Annotated in this window: 18 protein-coding genes and 1 pseudogene; 9 read left to right on the top strand and 10 right to left on the bottom strand. The window is 66.0% G+C overall.

Annotated features, from left to right (window positions below):
• Nucleotides 1–26 precede the first annotated feature (26 nt).
• The 5 genes from ASF58_RS27440 to ASF58_RS09160 form a co-directional block, all read right to left on the bottom strand.
• On the bottom strand, nucleotides 27–149 hold the full coding sequence (locus ASF58_RS27440; protein ID WP_280137533.1) for a hypothetical protein: 123 nt from the start codon (nucleotides 147–149) through the stop codon (nucleotides 27–29).
• Nucleotides 150–207: 58 nt separating this feature from the next.
• Nucleotides 208–1275, bottom strand: coding sequence for an endonuclease/exonuclease/phosphatase family protein (locus ASF58_RS09175; RefSeq protein ID WP_055950652.1), 1068 nt, complete (start codon nucleotides 1273–1275; stop codon nucleotides 208–210).
• Nucleotides 1272–1808, bottom strand: coding sequence for a YetF domain-containing protein (locus ASF58_RS09170; protein WP_055950649.1), 537 nt, complete (start codon nucleotides 1806–1808; stop codon nucleotides 1272–1274). Before ASF58_RS09170 ends, ASF58_RS09175 begins: the two co-directional genes overlap by 4 nt.
• 100 nt (nucleotides 1809–1908) lie before the next feature.
• The gene (locus ASF58_RS09165) at nucleotides 1909–2244 is read right to left on the bottom strand and encodes a hypothetical protein (protein ID WP_244477240.1); all 336 of its coding nucleotides are present in this window, start codon (nucleotides 2242–2244) and stop codon (nucleotides 1909–1911) included.
• A 157-nt stretch (nucleotides 2245–2401) separates the two neighbouring features.
• Nucleotides 2402–2956 carry a fasciclin domain-containing protein gene (locus ASF58_RS09160; protein WP_200930188.1) on the bottom strand — a complete coding sequence of 185 codons (555 nt, stop codon included), beginning with the start codon at nucleotides 2954–2956 and terminating at the stop codon, nucleotides 2402–2404.
• A gap of 383 nt (nucleotides 2957–3339) precedes the next feature.
• Here ASF58_RS09160 and ASF58_RS09155 point away from each other — a divergent pair, with 383 nt between their 5' ends.
• From ASF58_RS09155 to ASF58_RS09135, 6 genes are all read left to right on the top strand, one after another.
• A complete protein-coding gene (locus ASF58_RS09155; RefSeq protein ID WP_244477239.1) occupies nucleotides 3340–3804 on the top strand; it encodes a PRC-barrel domain-containing protein in 465 nt (154 codons plus the stop codon).
• Between the two features lie 26 nt (nucleotides 3805–3830).
• Nucleotides 3831–4115, top strand: a complete 285-nt coding sequence (locus ASF58_RS09150) for a hypothetical protein (protein WP_055950647.1) — start codon at nucleotides 3831–3833, stop codon at nucleotides 4113–4115.
• Between the two features lie 107 nt (nucleotides 4116–4222).
• Nucleotides 4223–5218 carry a mechanosensitive ion channel family protein gene (locus ASF58_RS09145; protein ID WP_055950644.1) on the top strand — a complete coding sequence of 332 codons (996 nt, stop codon included), beginning with the start codon at nucleotides 4223–4225 and terminating at the stop codon, nucleotides 5216–5218.
• On the top strand, nucleotides 5215–6513 hold the full coding sequence (locus tag ASF58_RS09140; RefSeq protein WP_055950641.1) for a DUF2254 domain-containing protein: 1299 nt from the start codon (nucleotides 5215–5217) through the stop codon (nucleotides 6511–6513). The genes ASF58_RS09145 and ASF58_RS09140 overlap by 4 nt, the downstream gene beginning before the upstream one ends.
• A gap of 354 nt (nucleotides 6514–6867) precedes the next feature.
• Nucleotides 6868–7002 carry a DUF4396 domain-containing protein gene (locus tag ASF58_RS24855; protein WP_082512946.1) on the top strand — a complete coding sequence of 45 codons (135 nt, stop codon included), beginning with the start codon at nucleotides 6868–6870 and terminating at the stop codon, nucleotides 7000–7002.
• Nucleotides 7003–7198: 196 nt separating this feature from the next.
• Complete coding sequence (locus ASF58_RS09135) at nucleotides 7199–9112, top strand: potassium transporter Kup (RefSeq protein WP_055950638.1); 1914 nt, start codon at nucleotides 7199–7201, stop codon at nucleotides 9110–9112.
• 390 nt (nucleotides 9113–9502) lie between these two features.
• Here ASF58_RS09135 and ASF58_RS09130 read toward each other — a convergent pair whose 3' ends face one another.
• On the bottom strand, nucleotides 9503–9916 hold the full coding sequence (locus ASF58_RS09130) for an ester cyclase (RefSeq protein WP_055950637.1): 414 nt from the start codon (nucleotides 9914–9916) through the stop codon (nucleotides 9503–9505).
• Nucleotides 9917–10415: 499 nt separating this feature from the next.
• Between ASF58_RS09130 and ASF58_RS09125 the strand changes: the two genes are divergently transcribed.
• On the top strand, nucleotides 10416–11960 hold the full coding sequence (locus ASF58_RS09125) for a sensor domain-containing diguanylate cyclase (RefSeq protein ID WP_055950634.1): 1545 nt from the start codon (nucleotides 10416–10418) through the stop codon (nucleotides 11958–11960).
• Between the two features lie 143 nt (nucleotides 11961–12103).
• On the opposite strand, the gene ASF58_RS09120 is transcribed toward ASF58_RS09125, so the two are convergent.
• The 4 genes and pseudogenes from ASF58_RS09120 to ASF58_RS27020 all read right to left on the bottom strand — a co-directional run bounded on the left by ASF58_RS09120 (nucleotide 12104) and on the right by ASF58_RS27020 (nucleotide 16808).
• A complete protein-coding gene (locus ASF58_RS09120; RefSeq protein ID WP_055950630.1) occupies nucleotides 12104–13198 on the bottom strand; it encodes an HD domain-containing phosphohydrolase in 1095 nt (364 codons plus the stop codon).
• A 361-nt stretch (nucleotides 13199–13559) separates the two neighbouring features.
• On the bottom strand, nucleotides 13560–15248 hold the full coding sequence (locus ASF58_RS09115) for a CHASE3 domain-containing protein (protein ID WP_055950627.1): 1689 nt from the start codon (nucleotides 15246–15248) through the stop codon (nucleotides 13560–13562).
• A gap of 242 nt (nucleotides 15249–15490) precedes the next feature.
• Nucleotides 15491–16094 (bottom strand): annotated as a pseudogene (locus ASF58_RS24850) (hypothetical protein).
• 573 nt (nucleotides 16095–16667) lie between these two features.
• Nucleotides 16668–16808 (bottom strand): helix-turn-helix domain-containing protein, encoded by a 141-nt coding sequence (locus ASF58_RS27020; protein WP_274533561.1) that lies wholly within the window; start codon nucleotides 16806–16808, stop codon nucleotides 16668–16670.
• A gap of 199 nt (nucleotides 16809–17007) precedes the next feature.
• On the opposite strand from ASF58_RS27020, the gene ASF58_RS09110 reads away from it, so the two are divergent.
• Together ASF58_RS09110 and ASF58_RS09105 are read left to right on the top strand one after the other, a co-directional pair.
• On the top strand, nucleotides 17008–19158 hold the full coding sequence (locus tag ASF58_RS09110) for a M48 family metallopeptidase (RefSeq protein ID WP_055950624.1): 2151 nt from the start codon (nucleotides 17008–17010) through the stop codon (nucleotides 19156–19158).
• Between the two features lie 10 nt (nucleotides 19159–19168).
• Complete coding sequence (locus ASF58_RS09105; protein WP_055950621.1) at nucleotides 19169–19693, top strand: hypothetical protein; 525 nt, start codon at nucleotides 19169–19171, stop codon at nucleotides 19691–19693.
• Nucleotides 19694–19704: the final 11 nt, after the last annotated feature.

Below are 19704 nucleotides of genomic sequence, written 5' to 3'. Positions count from 1 at the left end.
CCATCACGCGCAGGCTGCCTAACCTCTCACCCCAGATGGACCAGAGCCTCCGCTCCTGAACACCGCTGAATGTCCCAAATCATCTGACGACGGACAAACAGGGCCGAGAGGGTCAGCAGCATCGCGGCGAGGTCGAAGGTGGAGATCACGGGCGCTCCCCGCCCGCGCAGCGAGAGCCTGCCGGGACCTGTCGATGGGTGATGGTCGTCAACGCGAGCCCAGCCGTTCTGTCGCGCCCGCCGAAGCAAGCACCGCGTTGGCCGTGGCGAAATCGTCCGCATCCCGCTCGGGGGGCGCCTTCGCACCTTCTCCGGTCTGACGGCAGAGGCGGACGAGGTAGGGGAAGTGGTCCGATCCGAACGCGTCGAGGCGCTCGACGGACACCGTCGCGAACCCGCCTTCGTAGAAGACGTGGTCGAGGGGCCAGCGCATCCACCACGCCTTCGCGTTCCAGGTCGCGACGTAGCCGTAGCCTCGACGGGGATCGATCAATCCCGACAGTCGCGCCATGCGCTCGACCGCGATCTCCCAGGGCGTGGCGTTGAGGTCACCGGCGAGGATGCCGGGCTCGACCCGCGTCCGCAGCACGTCCGCCGCCGCGTAGAGCTGGGCATCCCGCCCGCGTGCGGATTGCCAGGCTTGCGGGGGCTTCGGGTGGATGCCGACGAAGTCGACGGTCTCGCCGCTGCGCAGGGTGACGCCTGTAACGATGGCCGGGGTGTCCTGACCCGCGAGGTGCCGGATGCTCCCGTTGACCAGCGGCAGCCGGGAGTACAGGTGGATGCCGTAATACGACCCCGTGATCCGCTGGAGGGCATGGGGCATCGCCGCGAGAACGGGCTTCAGGGCCTCGTCCCACCAGGCGTCGGTCTCCATCGCGAGGAACAGGTCTGGCTCGACCCGCGCGACGGCCTCGACCAAGGATGTGGCCTTCCGGTTCCCGAGCTGGACGTTGGCGACCATCACGGACAGCCGCCGCTCGGCGGGACATGCCTCGTCCCTCAGGCTGCCGGTCGGCAGGTACGGCCGAAGCACCCACGCATCGACGGTGAGGGCGACCGCCACGAGGGCCAGCGTCGACACTGTCGATCTTGGGGATTCCCGGAGAAAGAACAGGAGGCCGACGCCCACCGCGAGCAATCCCAGGGCGAAGGGCAGGCGCGGGAAGTCGAGCAGGCGCACCCACCACCACTCGGTGGGCACCAGCGGGATCAGGCTCGCGGCCGAAAGGACCACCGCAAGGACCAGGAGCGCGTAACCGACGAGAGATCTCACGAACGGCCCGGATCGGGTCGGTTGCTCTCGCGCGGCGGCACCCCGTCCAAGCCGTCGTTGCGGTCGGAGAGCGACTTGAGCACGCTGATTGAGCCATCGGTCTCCAGAACCACCGCCTCGGCCTGGGAGAGGTCATCCAACCCTTCCGAGCGTAGGGCCGAAAGGACGTCGTCGCGGGTCAGGCGCTGCCGGCGCATCGCGCCCTCGACGAGATGCCCCTTGTGCGCGAGCAGTGTCGGCTCGGCCTTGACCAGCGACCGGACCCGGGCGGAGCGCACGCTCGACCAGGTGATCGCGTATTGCAGGCCGATGAGGGTCGCCAGCGCAAGGACGCCCTCCAGGAGTGCGACCGACTTCGTCAGGACAATGGACGACAACGTCGAGCCGAGTGCGACCGTGACCACGAGGTCGAAGGCATTCAGCTTCGTTAGGGTGCGCTTGCCCGAGATCCTGAGGAACAGGATCAGGGCGACGTACGCCAGGGGGGCGACGACCACGACCCTGAGCAGGCCGAACCAGGTATCGAAGAACATCGCGGAAGTCCTTGTCGCGACACCCGTCGATGGGCGGCGGGTGTCCGGGCCATCGGTCCATCGAACTGGGGCTTGTGATCCCGACCGGCTGGCGCGCGCCTCAGCGCATGTCCTTCGGGAGGTGCTGGATCGGGGTGGTTCGACCGCCGTGATCCTTCCCCTGAACCGAGCCTTCGGACTGCATGACGTCCGTCGAGGACTGGATCGCGCTCGGCGGCGCGACCCCACCGGTGCCCTGGTGGCGCGCGGCGTCCGATCCCTTCGTGGTCGACGTTCCCGATGGGAGCGTACCGGGCGTGGGTTGGTCGATGGAGCTGCCTACGGACTGCGCAAAGCCTGGCCCCGAGAGGGCGAGGCCGACGATGACGGCAAGGGCGCCGGCGAGGCGCAAGGCGGAGCGGCCCCTTGCAGGGTCGATTAGGTCCAAGGGGTGCATCGGCGGGGTTCCAATCAGACGCCTGGGCGTCGGGATTGTCGAACCGAAGCGTTGCCCGCCGACTTTGGTTCCTGCCCGAGGCGCTCACGCCGACCTGGTGGAACGCTTCCTGGACCGCCCCACCCCCGCTGGCGGAGGTAGGGCGGCTGTTTTTCGGTTACTTGGGCATCAGCACGCTGTCGATGACGTGCACGACGCCGTTCGATTGGTTGACGTCGGCCTGCTCGACGAAGGCGCCGCCGCCCTTCTGGTCGATCAGCGACAGCCGGTTGCCGTCCATCTTCACCGTCAGGACCTGACCCTCGACCGTCTTCAGGTTGGCGTCGGCGCCGCCCATCTTCGCCTTGGCCATCAGCTCCTTGGCGTCGAGCTTGCCCGGAACGACATGGTAGGTCAGCACGCCCGTCAGGGTCTTCTTCATTTCGGGCTTCAGGAGCGAGTCGACCGTACCGGCGGGCAGCTTCTTGAAGGCGTCGTTGGTCGGGGCGAAGACCGTGAACGGGCCCTTGCCGCTCAGGGTGTCGGCGAGGCCCGCGGCCTTCACGGCGGCGACCAGGGTCGTGAGGTTGCTGGCCTTGGACGCGTTCTCGACGATGGTCTTGTCGGCCATCATCGGCGCGCCGCCGACCATGGGGGAGGTCTCGGCCAGGGCGGCAGCGGACACGGTCAGGCCGACGGCGAGGAAAGCGGCGTTCAGGGTCGAGCGCATCATGGGAAATCCTATAAGTGAGATGAAGCTTCGCAAGTCGAGGCTCATGCCACCCATACGCATCGACTTATCCGTAAGTTTCAAAACACGGATCACGATAAAGTCATGAATTCGAAGACGTGGCTTCAGATCATCTCCGTGAGATAGGGTGTTCATTCTGGAAAATGCGCGATGATGACGCCCTTGATATCGGGATCACCCGTTCCATGGGATCATCTGAAGGCCGGGAGGCCGAGCCTATTCTATTATTTATGCCGGCCGATTGACATGAACGTTTCCTGAACGGGCGCGTTGGACCTGCGAACCGGTTGACCGAGCGCTGGTCAGTCGCCGTCCAGGCCTCGCGGGCAGTCCCATCCGTTCAGGCCCTCTTTCAGGAGATCTTCTTGTCCCATCGCACCCTCGCCGCCGCCCTCGCGCTCACCTGTCTGTCGTTGCCCGCCATGGCCCAGACCACTCCGGCTCCGGCTGCGCCGACTCCCGGCACCGCGATGCCGGCGTCCACCGACATGGGGATGAAGATGGCCGACACGGCGACGGTGAAGCTGAAGTTCATGACCGTGAAGCCCGCCGACGTGATGTCCTCGAAGCTCGTCGGCACCACCGTCTACAACAACAAGAATGAGACCGTTGGCGAGGTCGAGGACCTGGTCATCGGGAACGGCAAGACCCTAACCGGCGTCGTCGTCAGCGTCGGCGGCTTCCTCGGCCTCGGCGAGAGCTACGTCGTGCTCGACCCGTCCTCGCTGGCCATCAGCAGTAAGGACGGCAAGTGGATGGTCCATGCCGATACCGACAAGGACACCCTGAAGAACGCGCCGAAGTTCGAGTATTCCAAGAAAAAGATGTGATCCCCGGCGACAGAGGAGACCTAACCATGAAGCACACTCTTCTCGCCTCAGCGCTCCTAACCGGCCTAGGCCTCTGCGCATTCAGCCTGCCCTCGGCCGCCCTGCCCATGAACGCCTCCGGTGTCACGGCCTCGGATGGGAGCGAACTCGTACAGGTCCGCATGACCCGGCGTGAGATGCGTCGTCATCGTATGATGCGCCAACACCGCATGCGGCAGGGCTCGGCCAGCCGCGGCAACGCCAGCATGCCCTCTCGCAGCCAGTTCGGCGGGCAGCAGTACGGCGGGACGTCCGGCGGCCCGCGTCGCTGATATCACCGCAACGGGCCTGCGCGGTCGGTGACTGCGCGAAAGCCCCCTGAGACGCCGCCGGATGGCATGCCCGCCACCGGCGGTTTTCCCATGATCCAAGGGTTCTCATGATCTTCTCGGAAGCGCTCGGACGCCTTGAAGGGCTGGGCCGCTCGGCCGCCGCCCTGCTGCCGGGGCTCGCCGTCGCCCTCGTGCTGTTCGGCCTCGGCCTGCTCGTCGCCCGGGGGGTCCGTGCCGCCGTTCGCCGCGCCGCCACACTGCGGGAGGCCTCGCCGGGGTCTGCGGCGGTGCTCGGGCGCATCGCGGGCGGCATGACCATCCTGGTCTCGTTCCTGGTAGCGGCCTCGGTGGCCTTCCCCTCCGTCTCCGCCGCCGACCTGTTCAACCTCCTCGGCATCGGCGGCGTCGCTATCGGCTTCGCCTTCCGCGACGTGCTGCAGAACCTGCTGGCCGGCATCCTCATCCTGCTGACCCGCCCCTTCGTCATCGGCGACCAGATCCGGGCCGGATCTTACGAGGGCACGGTCGAGGACGTCTGGGTGCGGGCGACAGTGCTGCGCACCTACGACAACCAACGCGTGCTGATTCCGAACGCCACGCTGTTCGTCGACAAGATCACCGTCATCACCGCGCACGACAAGCGCCGGCTCGCCTTCCCGCTCACCATCGGCAACGGGGACGACATGAAGGAGGCGCGCCTCGTCATCGTCGAGGCCCTGCGCGGGACCGAAGGGGTCCTGGCCGACCCAGCCCCGGAGGCGCTGGTCACGGGTCTCGGCGCCGCCGGCGTCGACATGACGGCGCGGTTCTGGATTGACCCGCCCCGGCGGCGCGACGCGGTCGACGCCCTCGACCACGCCATCTCGAACGTGAAGGACGCGCTCACAGCCGCCGGCATCGACCTTCCGTATCCGACGAGTCAAGTCCTCCTGCACGACCAGACCGAGGCGGCCGACGGCGACCGCACCCGCCAGCGCGAGGGCTGGCCCGCCGGCAAAAGCCCACCCCGTGCCCGCTGGCAGGTGCTCCGCGAGGATCGTGCCGACTTCGAACGCGGAAAGCGCGAAGGCAGAGACTCCGAAGGGAAGGGAGACCCGGCATGAGGGCGCGCCTCAAGGCCTGGATCGAGTGGCTGGGGGATCTGTTCTGGCTCCGGCCGGCCCTGATCGTTCTGGGCTGCATAGGGCTGGCGCAACTCGGGATTTGGCTGGAGACGGCACACATCGCCGGTTACGACGCCTCCTCGCCGAACCAGAACTGGGGCTATTCCGGCGGGGCCGAGGGCGCCCGGGCGCTACTGAGTGCGGTGGCATCTTCGACCATCGGGGTCGCCGGAACAACCTTCTCCATCACCATCGCGGCCCTGACGCTGGCATCCGGGCAGATGGGCCCACGCCTGCTGCGCAACTTCACCCGCGACGCCCGCAACCAGATCGTCCTGGGCATCTTCCTCGGCACCTTCGCCTACGCACTGATGGTCCTGCGCACGGTGCGTACCGTGCAGGAGAGCCCATTCGTCCCGCACCTGGCGATCACCGGTGCGATGGTGCTGGCGCTGCTCTCGCTTGCCACGCTGGTCTGGTTCGTCCACCACATCGCCGCCAGCATCAACGTCGAGACGGTAGTCGACGCGGTCCATCGCGACCTCCGCTCCGCCGTCGACGCTCGCACCCGCGACAGCGCAGGCATGACACTTCCAGCTCGGCTACCGACCGGTGGCGGGGTCCGCACAGATGGCAGCGGTTACCTGCAAGCCGTCGACGAGGACGGGTTGGCCGACTGGGCCCACGAGCACCGTGTCACCGTCGCCCTGCGCGTGCGACCGGGGGATTACGTCCCGTCCGGGTTCCCGGTCGCGTTCCTCTCCGCAGGGGTCGAGGGCGCGGAGCCGGCCATTCGCCGGGCGCTGACCTTCGGGCGACGTCCGGCCGCCCTTCAGGACTTGGAATACTCGATCCGGCAGCTCGTCGAGATCGCGGTCCGGGCGCTTTCGCCGGGCATCAACGACCCTTTCACCGCCGGCAGCGTCGTCGACCATCTCGGCGATGCCCTGTGCCGGGTGGCATCACGCCATCTACCCACCGGTGCCGTCGTCCGGGACGGTCGGGTGGTGCTCGTCCTTCCCGTGACCGACTACGACGGCCTGTGCGATGCCATATTCCACATGATCCGCCAGAACGCCGCCGGCTCGGTGCACGTGCTGGCCCGGATGCTCGACGTGCTCACCCGCGTCGCCGAGGTCGAGCGACTGACGAACCGCACCGCCGAGCTCGCCCGGCATGCGGACCTCGTCCTCGCCGCGGCTAGGCGCGACGTCGCCGATCCGCACGACCTTGCCGACCTGGAAGCAAGACATGCCCGTTTCATGAAGATGCGCAGCGGTGACCAGCCCGCGTGAGGTCACGACGTTGCCCAGTGCCACATCCTCGTTTCCGGTCCATCGTAGCACGACCGAAAGACCCGTTTCACGCTCATGCTCCTCGTCGCGGCAGATCCCAGGCTGGCGATTGCCGCACCCGCTTCTGAACAGCGCACGGATGACGGCCTCCGCACCGGTGGGATGGGCGTCGGGACCCGCCCCACCGGTGATGTTGCGCGACCGGGCACTGACATGACGACTGCAGCTTCGGGCACCGGAGAAGGGAAGCCTGACACGAAGGCCGGCGCGGTCGGATCGACCGGCGCGGAAGTCGCCAAGTCACGCTGATCGTATGCGGCCGTTGGACCGCGTGCAGTCGTATCGTCGCCGGGTATGGCCCCGGCGCAGTTCGCACCATTACCGGCACTCGCGGCGCCCAGGCTGGAGTTAAACAGCGTCGCGTTCTGGTTCGTTATGCAGGTCGCGCCGGTGGCGGGCTTCGTCACGGCCTACCCAGTAAACTGGTAGCTCGTCTCATCCGGTATCAAGGAGAGCATGTGAGGCTGTTGCTGGCTTGGGAATAGCCAGAATCGAGCATTCCCGCCCCATCCTCGGTGCACCGAAATGGGGACATTCATCTTCGGCTTACGCGAACGTTCCCGGCCCCTCGACCGTTGAGACTTGCCTTGCGAGCTTCCCACGTTCGCGGACGTGGAGCCCGTGGATGCCCGCAATCACCAGGACCGAGTTCGCGACGTCGGAGACCCCGCTGCCCTCTGACAAGGGACAGGGTTCGAAGACGGGCTTCTGGGCGCTGACCCTCGGTTCGGTCGGCGTGGTCTATGGCGACATCGGCACCAGCCCGCTCTACGCGTTGAAGGAGTCACTTCACGCCGCCGCCGGAGGGGGGCATGCACCAACCCGCGAGATGGTCTTCGGCGTCGTTTCGCTGATCCTCTGGGCGCTCATCCTCATTGTCACGCTCAAGTACGTGCTGTTGGTGATGCGTGCAGATAACGATGGCGAGGGCGGCACGCCCTCCCTCGTGGCACTGGCTCAGCGCGCTCTAGGCCATTCCGGCGGATTCGTCATCGTGCTCGGCATGATTGGCGTCTCGCTGTTCTATGGCGACGCCATCATTACGCCTGCCATGTCGGTCCTCTCGGCGGTGGAGGGGCTGAAGCTCGTAACGCCGGCCACAGAGCCGTACGTTCTGCCCATCAGCCTAGCCATCCTGATCGGCCTGTTTGCTCTGCAGAGCCATGGGACGGCGCGGGTGGCGACCTTCTTCGGGCCCCTCACAGCCTTGTGGTTCGTCGTTATGGCGCTCGGCGGCCTAAGCCACATTGTCGATGATCCGAGCATCCTGGGCGCGCTCAACCCCGCCCACGGCGTCTCCTTCATCCTGGGCCATGGCACCGCCGGATTGCTGGCGCTCGGGGCAGTGTTCCTCGCTGTTACCGGGGCGGAAGCGCTCTACGCCGATATGGGCCACTTCGGTCGCACGCCGATCCGCACAGCTTGGTTTGGCTTGGTCCTTCCGGCGCTCGCCCTGAACTATCTCGGTCAGGGAGCCATGCTGCTCGCTCACCCGGAGCGGGCCGAGAACCCGTTCTTCCTGCTCTATCCGTCCTGGGCGCTGCTACCGATGGTGCTACTGGCCACGGTGGCGACGGTTATCGCCAGCCAAGCCGTGATCACCGGCACCTTCTCGATCACACAGCAGGCGATGCAGCTCGGCCTTTTGCCGCGCATGCGCGTCCTGCGCACCTCCGAGACCGAGAAGGGACAGATCTACATCCCTCGGGTGAACTGGTGGCTGCTCGTCGCGGTCGTGTTCGTTGTGGTGCTGTTCAAGTCGTCGAGCGGTTTGGCGGCGGCCTACGGCATCGCGGTCACCGGGGACATGGTGATCACCGCCTGCCTGCTGTTCGTCGTCGCCTGGAAGGTCTGGCGCTGGTCGCCAGCGGTCGCGGCCGCGATCATCGCGCCGTTCCTGTTGATCGAAATGGTGTTCCTCTCGGCCAACGCTCTCAAAATCTTGCATGGCGGCTGGATGCCTCTGACGATTGGTGCCGGCCTCGTCACGGCGATGTGGACCTGGCGACGCGGTTCAGCCCTGATCGCCGAGGAGATCCACCGTCGGCGCGTGCCGCTGTCCGAGTTCACCCGAATGTCCGATACCGGTTCGATCCAGCGGGTGCCGGGAACGGCCATGTTCCTGACTGGCACGCCCGGTGATACCCCGGGCGCCCTGATGCACAACGTCAGGCACAACCGCGTGCTGCACGCGAACAACTTCATCCTGCACGTCGTCACGGAGGACCTGCCGCGCGTGGCCGACGCCGAGCGCGTCGCCGTGAAGAAGCTGTCCGAAGCCTTCTCGTGCGTGACGGTGCGCTTCGGGTTCACCGAACTGCCCGACCTTCCACGCGCCCTCGCGGCTGCGGGCCTGGACAAGGGCGACCTGTCTTACTTCCTGACGCGACGGGTGCTGGTCGCCTCGCCGGAGACCGGCATGCCGGTGTGGCAGGACAGGCTCTACATCTCCATGGCTCGTGCGGCCACGGACGCGTCCCGGTACTTCCGCATCCCGGTCGACCGGGCTGTCGAGATCGGCGCCCGGATCGACATCTGATCCCAAGGAGTCCGAGTGTGGTCGAAGACGTTTTCGGTCACATGCGAGCGGGGGCGTGCTCCCGACGCGTCAGATCAAGCTATTTCCTTCGCCCTACGCATCTCCGGGCCATCTTGGAAGACCGGGAGACTTCGGCTCGTAGACCGTTCGCGCGGAAGCACCGTGGAGCTTCCGCGGTCGGCAGGGTCACCTATGTCGGCTTTAGCACAGCACACCACCGAAAGCGGCCAGACTGCTCTCCACCCGATTCGGTCGTACAGCTGACCGGCGAGTCCCGACCCAACCTAGCCATAGAGGTCGAGTTGCGCCGAGCTCATAAGCGGTCCATGGGCCGCCCCGGAACAGGCCTCGACGAGGTCCCGTTGGATGGAACACCCTCGCGGAGGCCTCTTATCCCTCGATGGCGCCGATCTGCTTCAGGATGCCGAGCTCGTCGGACGAGCCCCACCGCTCGACCATCTTGCCGTCGACGAAGCGGCCGATCTGCATGCCGCGGACCTTGATGGCCTTCCCGGTGGGCTTGTGGCCGTTGAAGTCGCCCTGGTGCGTGCCGGTGAGCGTGTAGGCGAAGGCGACGCTGTCCCCGTCAGCAACGAGCTTCTTCACCTCGACCTGCATGTCGGGGAAGGCGGAACGGAGCTGCGTGAAGAAAGCCTGGTATCCCTCGGGACCCATGTGCTGGCCCGGCGCCGGGTCGTGATCGTGGCAATCCGGGGCGACGACCTCGGGGAAGGCATCGAACCGACCGCCGTTGACGAGTTCGCCGAACTTTTCGGTCGCTTGGATGCTGGTCTCGCGGGACATGGTGTTCCTCGGGGTTTGGGGGCAGCGACACAGCGCTGGGTATCTCGACGCATGGGAAACTCCCGCCACGGTCGGACGTTGCCGATGCCGCGCACGACCGGGTCGGTATGACCGCCGGGCATGACGGCGGATCGTGGCGCGGTGACTAGTCGGCCGCTGGCTGGAACGTCGTCCACGAGGGCGGAATTAGCCGAATGCCAGGTCGCCCGTCCCTAGGTAACGTTCACCTGCATCCGGCGATTGCGCCGTCTGATTGATGCGTCCGAGCGCATTGAAGCTGAAGCAAGCTAGTTTGGCCGTGCAAGTCTCAGGTTTTTCACGATCCAGAACAGCTTGTGACGGGATCCGTCCTATGACGCAGAAAAAACAAATGACTACACATGAAAACGAATCATTAGGGATGAATCTATCTCAGTATCTCGTCGAAATGCATCGTAGCGAGCAATTAGGTCTTAGCGTGCAAGACGTACAGTGACGATCAAGCTCGGAACGCTTGCTAATGGCCCTACCGCATCGCCTTGTGCGCCACATTCACTCGACCCGCACCTGGATCTTGCTGGGCATCCTTGCACCCCTCGGGATGCTGGTCATCTCCGGGTTGATGCTGCTCGACCTGCGTCGTGACGCTTGGGGTAAGGCCGAGCAAACGTCCCGTAACCTGCTTCAAGTCATCGAGCGTGATATCGCCCGCAATGTCGAAATGTTCGATCTCTCGCTGCGAGCGGTCGTCGACAACCTCCGGGAGCCAGGCATCGAGGCGCTCAGCCCGACCATGCGCCAGCTCGTCTTGTTCGACCGGGCCGGCACTGCCCGCGATATGGGGGTAATGCTCGTCATCGATGCGCACGGCAACATCGTGGAGGACCTCGGTGCTATACCGCCGCGCAAAGGCAACTACGTCGACCGGGAGTACTTCCAAGTCCATCGCGAGCGGGCGGATCTCGGCCTTTTCGTCGGCAAGGCCATCGTCTCGCGTTTGACAGGGGAGCCGATGCTGCCGTTCAGCCGGCGCATCTCTAAACCAGACGGCTCGTTCGGAGGCGTGGTGCTGGGCAGCCTCAAGTTGACCTACTTCTCGCACCTGTTCGATCAGATCGGCCTTGGCCCGGAAGGCGCGATCAATCTCTACCTACGCGACGGCACACGCATCATGCGCTACCCCTATGAGGCGGCCGACATCGGGGTAAATATCGCCGGTTCGTCGACCTTCGAGCGGTTCGTGGGTGCACGCAGCGGCTCGTTCGTTGGAACCTCGGTTCGTGACGGCGTCGAGCGACATTACACCTTCACTCAGGTTGGTGACTTGCCGCTCGTGCTCAACGTCGCCCTCTCGACGCGCGACGTCGAGGCTGAGTGGCGTGTGAAGGCACTCGGCATCAGTGCAACAGTTCTAATACTCTGCGGATTTACCATTGGCTTAGCGTTGTTGTTCGGCCGTGAGTTGAGCCGACGGGCGGCGGTGGAAGCCGAGCTGGCCCTCCTTTCACGCACGGACGCTTTAACTGGACTACCGAACCGCCGTCGGTTCGACGAGGTCTTCGAGCGAGCCTGGAAAAGTGCGCGACGCACGGGCAAGCCGCTGTCGCTCCTTATCGTCGATGCCGATCACTTCAAGCGCTACAATGACCGCTACGGTCATGCGTTCGGCGATATGGTGCTCAAGGGCTTGGCGCATGGCCTTGCGGGAAGCGTGCACCGGCCGAACGATCTCGTGAGCCGAGTCGGTGGTGAAGAGTTCGCCTTGCTGCTGCCTGACACCGACGAAGCGGGGGCACTTCGCGTTGCCGAGGAGGTGCATACGCGAATCGGAGAGCTCGCGGTCGGGGCCGCGGGGATTGCCCATGAAGCCGTGACCGTAAGTATCGGTTTGGCCGACGCGAGCGGCTGCGACGTAGAAGCAGTTGACCTTTACCGTCGGGCCGATGACGCGCTTTACGTCGCGAAGGCTCGAGGACGAAACCGTACAGAATGTGCGCCCGGCACCAGCAATGATCGCAAGGGCATACTCCGCGTCATTCCTAATCGAAACTCAGCTACAATGTAGCAGGTAGAAGGCGCTATTCAGACCGTTACGCCAACTGGGGTAACGCCCGTTCGATCTCGCTCTTTTCGCCATGGAAGGCGTTTGGATCGCGGTGCGATAGGACGATGAGGCCTCAACCGAAGAAACTTCGTATGGTCGTCTAGTCAGGCGACCGCCCTGCCTAGCCTCTCTCCTGAAGAGAGCATGGCTTTACCGAAGGCTTTCACCAGTGCGCCTTCTAGCTTGCCGCCCATGCCCGCCAAGACATGCATCGCATTATCGGACGAGAACGGCGCCTTGTAGGAACGCCGCTCGATGAGCGCTGCATAGATATCGCAGATCGTTAGCAACCGTACGGGATCTGCGATAGCGTTACTGCTCAAGCCATCTGGATAACCAGAGCCATCCAGCATTTCGTGGTGATGTCGCGCCACAGCCAACGTGACAGGATCGCACTTTCCCGAAGCCTTGAGGAGGTCGTATCCGAGCGCGGGATGCGTGCGCATGACCGCCATCTCGTCGGTGTCGAGCTTGCCCGGTTTATTCAGGATCGCAAGCGGGATCTGCGCTTTACCGATGTCATGCACCAGCGCTGCACGGGCCATGAGACGCTGATCCACGCGCGACAGTCCGAGGCTTTGCGAGAAGGCTACGGTTAGTCCTGCGACCAGCAGACAATGCTGAAAGGTGGTGTCGTCGTGCTCCCAGACGACATCGAGCCAGCGCGCCAAGCCACCTTCCTCAATGGCGTTCAGCACGGGATCGATCGCGCCTTCAACTGCAGCCAGATCGACCGTGCCGGCAGGTGCGGTCTTGAACATGTCCTCGAACAGATCGCTCGTCCGGGATGCCCCCCGTCGCACGATGACGTCCGTCACGGTCTCGCTGGGATGGATCATCCGAAAGAGAGAGGCAACGACGGCGCGAGCTTCGGTGTAGCGCGGGAGACACGCGGTTGCGCCGTAGGCCCGAGCTTCGCGCAGCGCGGCACTCGCCGTGCTGTCGGTGAGGAACAGGATGGGCGGCTTCTTGAGCCCGAGTTGTTCGTCGAGCCAGTCCAGACAAGCTCGTGTCTGCGATTGTTTCAGGTCGACATCCGCGATGACGCCGAGCACGGGGCCGGACATAGACCATGGCTGCGTGGTGACCAGGATCCGGCATTCGCCAATGTGCTGTGCCGCCGCCAAGAGACATGTGCAATGCTCGGGCTTGTCGGTGACGACCAGGATCGGATCGGGACGTAGGGAACACCACGACATGACAAATGACCTGACGACGGAGGTCTTGTAGGGATCAGTACCAGCTTGAGCTGTGATCAGGTTGGGAACGTCCGAGCGAGCGCTACCAAGGGCTCAAGGGCGGCCATGAGACTCAGGAGCTCGCTTAGCAGCGTCCGAGCCTCGGGAAGCTCGGCCTCGGGCGACGCGAGGAGGGTTTCCCTCTCGCGTTACAACGCTATGAGCATGTGTTCGATGGATGAACCGAGAGAGTGAATATGGAGGCTGCGTGGGCCGAGATCCGAACCCGTCTCGATCGCGCGTGCGAGGACCGCAAGATGGCGACGGGCAGCTTCCACCTGCCCGGGAAAGGCGATGTGATGGATTTCGGCCATCGTTCGTCTCACGCCGCGCGTACGGTGGCCAAGAAGCGTCCCACCTCGGCGGACAGATGCTCCGACTGGCGGGACAACTCGGAGGCGGCCCCCAAGACCTGACCGGCCGCGGTACCGGTCTCTTCGGAAGCCTGCGCGACCCCGGCGATGTTGCTCGTGACCTCGCTCGTGCCCGTGGCGGCCTGCGTGACGTTGCGCACGATCTCCTGGGTCGCGGCGCCCTGCTCCTCCACGGCGGCCGCGATCGACCCAGCGACGCCGTTGATCTCGCGAATGCGCGTCGTGATCGAGCCGATCGCGGCAACGGCCTGCCCGGTGACTCCCTGGATCTGGCCGATCTGTCCGCTGATCTCGTCGGTCGCTCGCGCTGTCTGCGCGGCCAGTTCCTTGACCTCGGTGGCGACCACGGCAAACCCGCGCCCCGCCTCGCCGGCGCGGGCGGCCTCGATGGTGGCATTCAGCGCCAGCAGGTTGGTCTGGCTAGCGATGTTCGAGATCAGCCCGACCATGTCGCCGATCCGCGCCGAGGCGTGGCTCAGGGCCTGGACCAGCTGCATGGTCTGGTCTGCCTCGCCGACGGCGGATTGGGCGAGGTCGGACGACCCGGAGACCTGGCGCCCGATCTCCTGCACGGACGAGCCGAGTTCCTCGGCCGCGGCCGCCACCGTACTCACGTTGGCGGCGGCTTCCTCGGCGGCGGCCGCAACGGTGATGGACTGCGCCGCCGTTTCCGCGGCAGCCGAACTCATCTGCTGGGCGGTCGCCTGCAACTCGGTGGCCGAGGACGAGACCATGCCGACGATCCCGCCGACCGCGGCTTCGAAGCCATTCGCCAGCTCGATCATGGTCCGCTTGCGCTCCTGCGCGGCGGCGGCATCGGCGATGCGCTTCATCTCCGCCTGCTCGGCTGCCTTGGCGGAGACCATCGTCTTGATGCCCTCGACCGCCTTGCCCACTGCGCCGATCTCGTCTCCGCGGCGCGCCTCGGCGATCACCGTGTCGATTTCTCCCTGCGCCATCCGTTGCAGGACCGCCACCAGGCGTCGGATCGGTACGACGATCAGGCCGAAGACGAGGGCCGAGAGGAGGATGGCGATGATGACGCTGGCCACGCTTCCGGCGATGCTGGTGACGTAGGCCACAGCGAAGGATGACCTCTGCTCTGCGCTTCGCAGATCGAGCAGATCACGCTCCACCTTCGCCATTTCGGTCGCCGTGCCGCGCAGGGCATCCATCGAAGCCTTGCCGGCGCCGCTCGCTTCCAATGCCCGCGCCTGTTCCAAGTTCTTCGTCTCGACAAGACCGATTTCTTTGGAGGCGATCTCGCTCGACCATGAGTCCGCAGTGCGCTTGAGTGTAACAAGCCGACTCTGTTGCGCAGGGTTGTCCGACGTCAGATCTTTGACCCTGGCGAAATTCTCAGTGAACCCCACCTGACCTGCTTTGTAGGGCGCGAGAAACTGCGGGTCGCCCGAGACGAGATATCCACGTATGCCGGTCTCCTGATTGACCATGGCAGACGTGATGCCATCGAGAGCCTGTAGGACCTGATACGTATGCTCGGTTCGACCGATGTTTGATTCGATCGACGCCAATCGCGTGTAGCCGAGCAGGCTGGCGCCGATGGTGACCGCGGATAACGACACGAAAGCGACAGCAAGTTTCGTCGTGATGTTAACATTTGAAAGAATGGGCATGTTCAGGCTCAGATCGAAAATGAATGTCCGCAACCGGGATGGCCCATGATTGAAGCTAAAGATTAATTCTATGTCGATTTTCGGAGACAAGCCGGTCAACCGGCATGTTCCACGAAAAGTTGATCTCCTTTTGTGAAGTGCTGACGCCAGTCTCTGCGGAAGAAGTTTTACTTCGGCCATATCACCCGTATGAGTTGTGCACCACCCAGCACCTCTCAGAGCCGTTCGGAAAGCGATGCCACTTAGCCGAGGATTGGGACGACGGCGGCGCAGAGAAATGCCTGGGCCGAGGCGAGGGTCGCGTCCGGGTCCGTCTTGAGTCGTCGGTTGCGGCCGATCCCCCCGAAGCAGCGCTCGATGGTCTACCGGCGCGGGTGCACGGCCAAGCCGACCTGATCCTTGGATTTGCGAACGATCTCGAAGGCGATGATCGTAGCGGTCGCCGGTCTGTCGCCGGCAGATCCAGCACCGGCAAGGGCTTCGGCAATGCGAGAGCCTTGGCAATGCAAGGGCTTTGACAATGAAGGGAACAGCCCGACGCGACGGGCGCAACACTGGTCCGGCTCCCTCCCGGTCCTGGCTGCCGGAAGGTTGCGAATCGAGAACGAGGGCGCGCCCGTCCGTATCGATCAGGGCCTGACGCGTGCGGCCCTCGACCGTCCGGCCGGTATTCGCAGCCGCGTGGCCCGCCGCTCCCGGTGGTCCTGATCCTGTGGCGATCGAGCACCGCGACCGTCGCCGAGGCTTCCCCTCCAACGCGCGCTATCCATCACAGGGCGCCGGTTCCGGCATCAGGAGTGCGATCACCGCCCACTCGTCATCCGTCGGATCGGTTTCATGGCGCAGGCCCGCACGACTCTGCCGCCGCCGGGCGGTCGGGGTTCAGACGGCAGATCCAGGTCAGGTTTCAGCACCCCCTTGGAATCACCGCCATCCCGACCACGCGACCCCAATCAGACATTATCGGACAGGCTCTAACGTAATCGTTTCGGTGTGCCGCTGCTCTCCGCGGCTGCAAGCGTCGCCTTATCTCACGGAGAAGTGGTCCGCACCAATGCAGCGGCAATCAGGTCCAAAAGCTGCCCTTATACGGATGATCAATCGCAGCCGTAGCTTCCTCGGACGGGATGTCCTCACAGCTTGCTGAATGAGCAGGATGGGCGCGAAGCCGTCGTGCGTTGCGATCCCAGCGAACGTCCGGTTTCTTAAGCCTTTTTCCCGAAAGCGGACCGGCAACTCACCACCCAAGCCTGTCGTAGAGCGGCCGGTCAGGGTCCGACCCAACACAGTCATTAGGATCGCCATCAGCGCTTCCCAAAAGCGGCCATTCGTCGGCCGTCCGGCAATTTCGGCTCGGGATGGGTAACGGACCTTGACCTTCTGCCCCGAAGCGGACACCGAACCATTGGAGTGCAGCAGTCACCGTCTACCGGCAGAGGCCAAGCTGCCTCTGTCAATGATCTCGACCGCGCCACGACGTAGCTCGACCAGACCAGCCTCTGCCCATTGCGCCAGAATGCGACTCACCACCTCGCGGACGCTGCCGATGTCAGTAGCTATTTCCTGGTCAATCGAAAGACTGGCGCCATGGACCTGATCAAGGGTGAGAGCCGCAAGGTCGATAGGATCTCGTGCCGCAAGCACGACAGCCTCATCCCGATTCCAGTGGACGAGCGTCCGGCGAACAAATTCTGAGTGACCCGTTCTGGCTCCGAACGCATCTGAGGAGGCGGGTATCCCTGACGTAGCTAATTCGCGCATGCCCTTGTGCTTGCGTTCCGTCACGCACCTGATCGCCGCCACCGTCCTCCTGCCCCTGGGCATCCTGCTCCTCGGCCTGTGGGAGCAGGAGCGGGCCGGCGCCGATTGGGCGGACCTCGTCGCCGAGCGGGAGCACCTGACCCGGATCGTCGCGGATCTGGAGGCGCGGGCGCCGCCGGACGGGCGCCCCGATTTCCGGATGCAGTTCCGCCGCAACGGCAAGGGTTATGGCGGTCCACTCGCCCTGGTTCAGGCCCGGGCGGCCCGGGACGAGGTCGCGACCCTGACGACGGTCATGGACTGGCGCCGCCTGCTCCCGCCCGTGGTCGTCGCGGCCGGGGGGGGCGCCGCACTCCTGTCGATCCTCGTGCTCCTCGCCGGCGCCGCTCTCGGGCGGCTGGGGCGGGCCTCGCGCGACGCGCTGGTGGCCGGTTTTTCGTGGATGCGCCGCCTGCTGCCGCCGGTGCTCGCCCTCCAGGTGCTCTTTACCACGGCGGGCTTCGTCGCCGCCGTGGTCTTCGAGGCCGGGTTGCTGGCACGGCCCGGGCTGGGCGGCAGCGAGATCAAGATGCTGTTCGTGGCCGTCGTCGCCATCGGGGCGGTCCTGGTCGCGGCGGGCGCCACAGTGCTCGGACTGCGCCGTGCGCTCTCCGCCTTCGAGCCCGACCCCCTGTCGATCTTCGGCCGGGTCGTCTCGCCCGCCGAGGCGCCGGGCCTGTGGCGGCTGATCGAGGGGCTGGGTGACCGGCTCGGGGCGTTGAAGCCCGAGGCCGTGGTGGTCGGCCTCACGGGCGGCTTCTTCGTCAGCGCCGGTCCTGCCGTGGTCGAGCCCGGCGGCGCGCCGCTGACGGGCCGGATCCTCTACCTGCCGCTGCCCTACCTCGCCCTCCTGCGGGGCGACGAGGTGGCGGCGATCATCGGCCACGAACTCGCCCACTACGTCGGGGGCGACACCGTCTACAGTCAGCGATTCCTGCCCATCTACGCCGGCGTCGGGCGCTCCCTTGACGCGGTGGCGGAGGGACATGCCGGGTCCTTCGGGCTGCTCGGTCCGTCCCTGCGCCTCGGCGTCTTCGTCATGGAGAACTTCCACCTCGCCGTGCGCCACTGGAGCCGGACCCGCGAGTTCGCTGCCGACGCGGCGGGCGCCAGCCCGGTCTCCGTCGACGCCGCCGCGCGGGCGCTCCTGCGCACCGGGGCCGTGGCCCCCCGCATCGCCGAGACCTTGGACGCCGCCGCCGAAGCGCCCGGGTCCGCCCCGGCCGACCTCGTGGCGGCGAGCCTCGACCACGCCATCGCGCGCGGCCTTGACGATCCGGCGACGCATCTCGAGGCGGAGCAGGCCCACCCCACCGACACCCATCCGCCGACCCGCGAGCGCTTGGCGGCTTTGGGACGGACCCTCGATACCGAACTCCTGGCCGCCGCGGCCGCGGTGCCACCCCCGCACGCGCTCGGCCAGCTCGCCGCCTACTTCGCCGACCCCACCGGCCTCTGCCGCGCGGCGACGCACGACTTCCTCGACGCGGTGCGGACCCGCGACGCGGCGTTCCGCGCGCACCTGGAGGCGACGGTGGCGGAGATCGGCACCGAGGCACGGGTGCTGCGCGAAAGCACCCGCCCGGGGGCCATCGCCCTCCTGGTGGCGGGCGGCTTCTTCATCGGGGTCGCCCTCCTGTGGCTCGCCGCCGGCCTGCCCGGCCTGTCCGCCAGCCAGGCGGGGGCCGTGGTGGGGGTAGCGCTGGCGTGCGGGGCGGTCCTGGGCGGCTTCGGCGGATTTCGGCTGTGGCGGGGCGAGCGCACGACGATGATCCTGACCCCCGAGGCCCTGGCGGTGCCCGGCCTCGACCGACCGATCCTCTGGGACAGCATCGCCGACCTCGACATGACGACCCGGCAGAACGGCGTCGTCACCCGCCTGCTGCTGCCGCCGGAGGCGCCGTTCCCGCAGGCGGTGCCGGGCGGCCGCAAGGTGAAGCTCGACGCAGGGCGCGGCATCGTCACCGTCACGGCCGGCCTGCCGTACCGGATGTCGGTACAGGACTTCGCCGACCTCATCGGCCGCTACCGGCAGGCGGCGCAGGCGCGCCGTGTCTTGGCCGAGACCGCGGCGGCTTCCGAATCCTCCCAGACCCCCGTGATCCCGTGAGGTTCCGACCATGAACACCGCCCCCAACCGCCCCGAGCCCTCGCGTACGGAATCCTTGCGCCTGCCGCCGCCCCGCCAGGGCTGGGGCAACATCTTCTGGACCCTGTTCGGCCTCGTGGCGCTGGGTGCCCTCCTCGTCGCCTGCGCCGTCTACACGGCCCCGCCGGTGGTGACGGATTGGCAGATCCGCGACACGGCGCGTCCCGTCGCCGCCGCGCGGGTGAGCGACGGCAATTGCAGCACCAAGATCGTGCTCCACCTCTGCGACATGACCCTCACCCTGCCCACCCCGTCGGGCCCGGTGGTCCGCCGGATCAACACCGTGTTCACGGGCGTGCATGCGGGCGATTACAGCGTCCGGGTGATGGCCGATCCGGCCCGGCCCGACCTCGTCACCACCGATCTCGCCCTCGACCGCCTGTGGAACCGCACCGTCACGCTTCTGGTCATTGCGGGAGCGCTGGCGGCCATCATCGTCGCGGCCATTGCCGCGATGGTGCGCAACCGGCGGGCCGGCGCGGGGGCCATGGGCTGATGCGATCGCGG

This window comes from Methylobacterium sp. Leaf125 (assembly GCF_001423085.1).
In the GTDB taxonomy this organism is placed as follows: domain Bacteria; phylum Pseudomonadota; class Alphaproteobacteria; order Rhizobiales; family Beijerinckiaceae; genus Methylobacterium.
This window is presented reverse-complemented; position numbering and strand designations above follow the sequence as displayed.

Excerpts from the sequence above, each read along its gene's own strand:
- ASF58_RS09170 (WP_055950649.1), bottom strand. The coding sequence starts at position 1,808 with ATGTTCTTCGATACCTGGTTCGGCCTGCTCAGGGTCGTGGTCGTCGCC.
- ASF58_RS09165 (WP_244477240.1), bottom strand. The coding sequence starts at position 2,244 with ATGCACCCCTTGGACCTAATCGACCCTGCAAGGGGCCGCTCCGCCTTG.
- ASF58_RS09160 (WP_200930188.1), bottom strand. The coding sequence starts at position 2,956 with ATGATGCGCTCGACCCTGAACGCCGCTTTCCTCGCCGTCGGCCTGACC.
- ASF58_RS09150 (WP_055950647.1), top strand. The coding sequence starts at position 3,831 with ATGAAGCACACTCTTCTCGCCTCAGCGCTCCTAACCGGCCTAGGCCTC.
- ASF58_RS09145 (WP_055950644.1), top strand. The coding sequence starts at position 4,223 with ATGATCTTCTCGGAAGCGCTCGGACGCCTTGAAGGGCTGGGCCGCTCG.
- ASF58_RS09140 (WP_055950641.1), top strand. The coding sequence starts at position 5,215 with ATGAGGGCGCGCCTCAAGGCCTGGATCGAGTGGCTGGGGGATCTGTTC.
- ASF58_RS24855 (WP_082512946.1), top strand. The coding sequence starts at position 6,868 with ATGGCCCCGGCGCAGTTCGCACCATTACCGGCACTCGCGGCGCCCAGG.
- ASF58_RS09135 (WP_055950638.1), top strand. The coding sequence starts at position 7,199 with ATGCCCGCAATCACCAGGACCGAGTTCGCGACGTCGGAGACCCCGCTG.
- ASF58_RS09130 (WP_055950637.1), bottom strand. The coding sequence starts at position 9,916 with ATGTCCCGCGAGACCAGCATCCAAGCGACCGAAAAGTTCGGCGAACTC.
- ASF58_RS09125 (WP_055950634.1), top strand. The coding sequence starts at position 10,416 with ATGGCCCTACCGCATCGCCTTGTGCGCCACATTCACTCGACCCGCACC.
- ASF58_RS09120 (WP_055950630.1), bottom strand. The coding sequence starts at position 13,198 with ATGTCGTGGTGTTCCCTACGTCCCGATCCGATCCTGGTCGTCACCGAC.
- ASF58_RS09115 (WP_055950627.1), bottom strand. The coding sequence starts at position 15,248 with ATGCCCATTCTTTCAAATGTTAACATCACGACGAAACTTGCTGTCGCT.
- ASF58_RS09110 (WP_055950624.1), top strand. The coding sequence starts at position 17,008 with ATGCCCTTGTGCTTGCGTTCCGTCACGCACCTGATCGCCGCCACCGTC.
- ASF58_RS09105 (WP_055950621.1), top strand. The coding sequence starts at position 19,169 with ATGAACACCGCCCCCAACCGCCCCGAGCCCTCGCGTACGGAATCCTTG.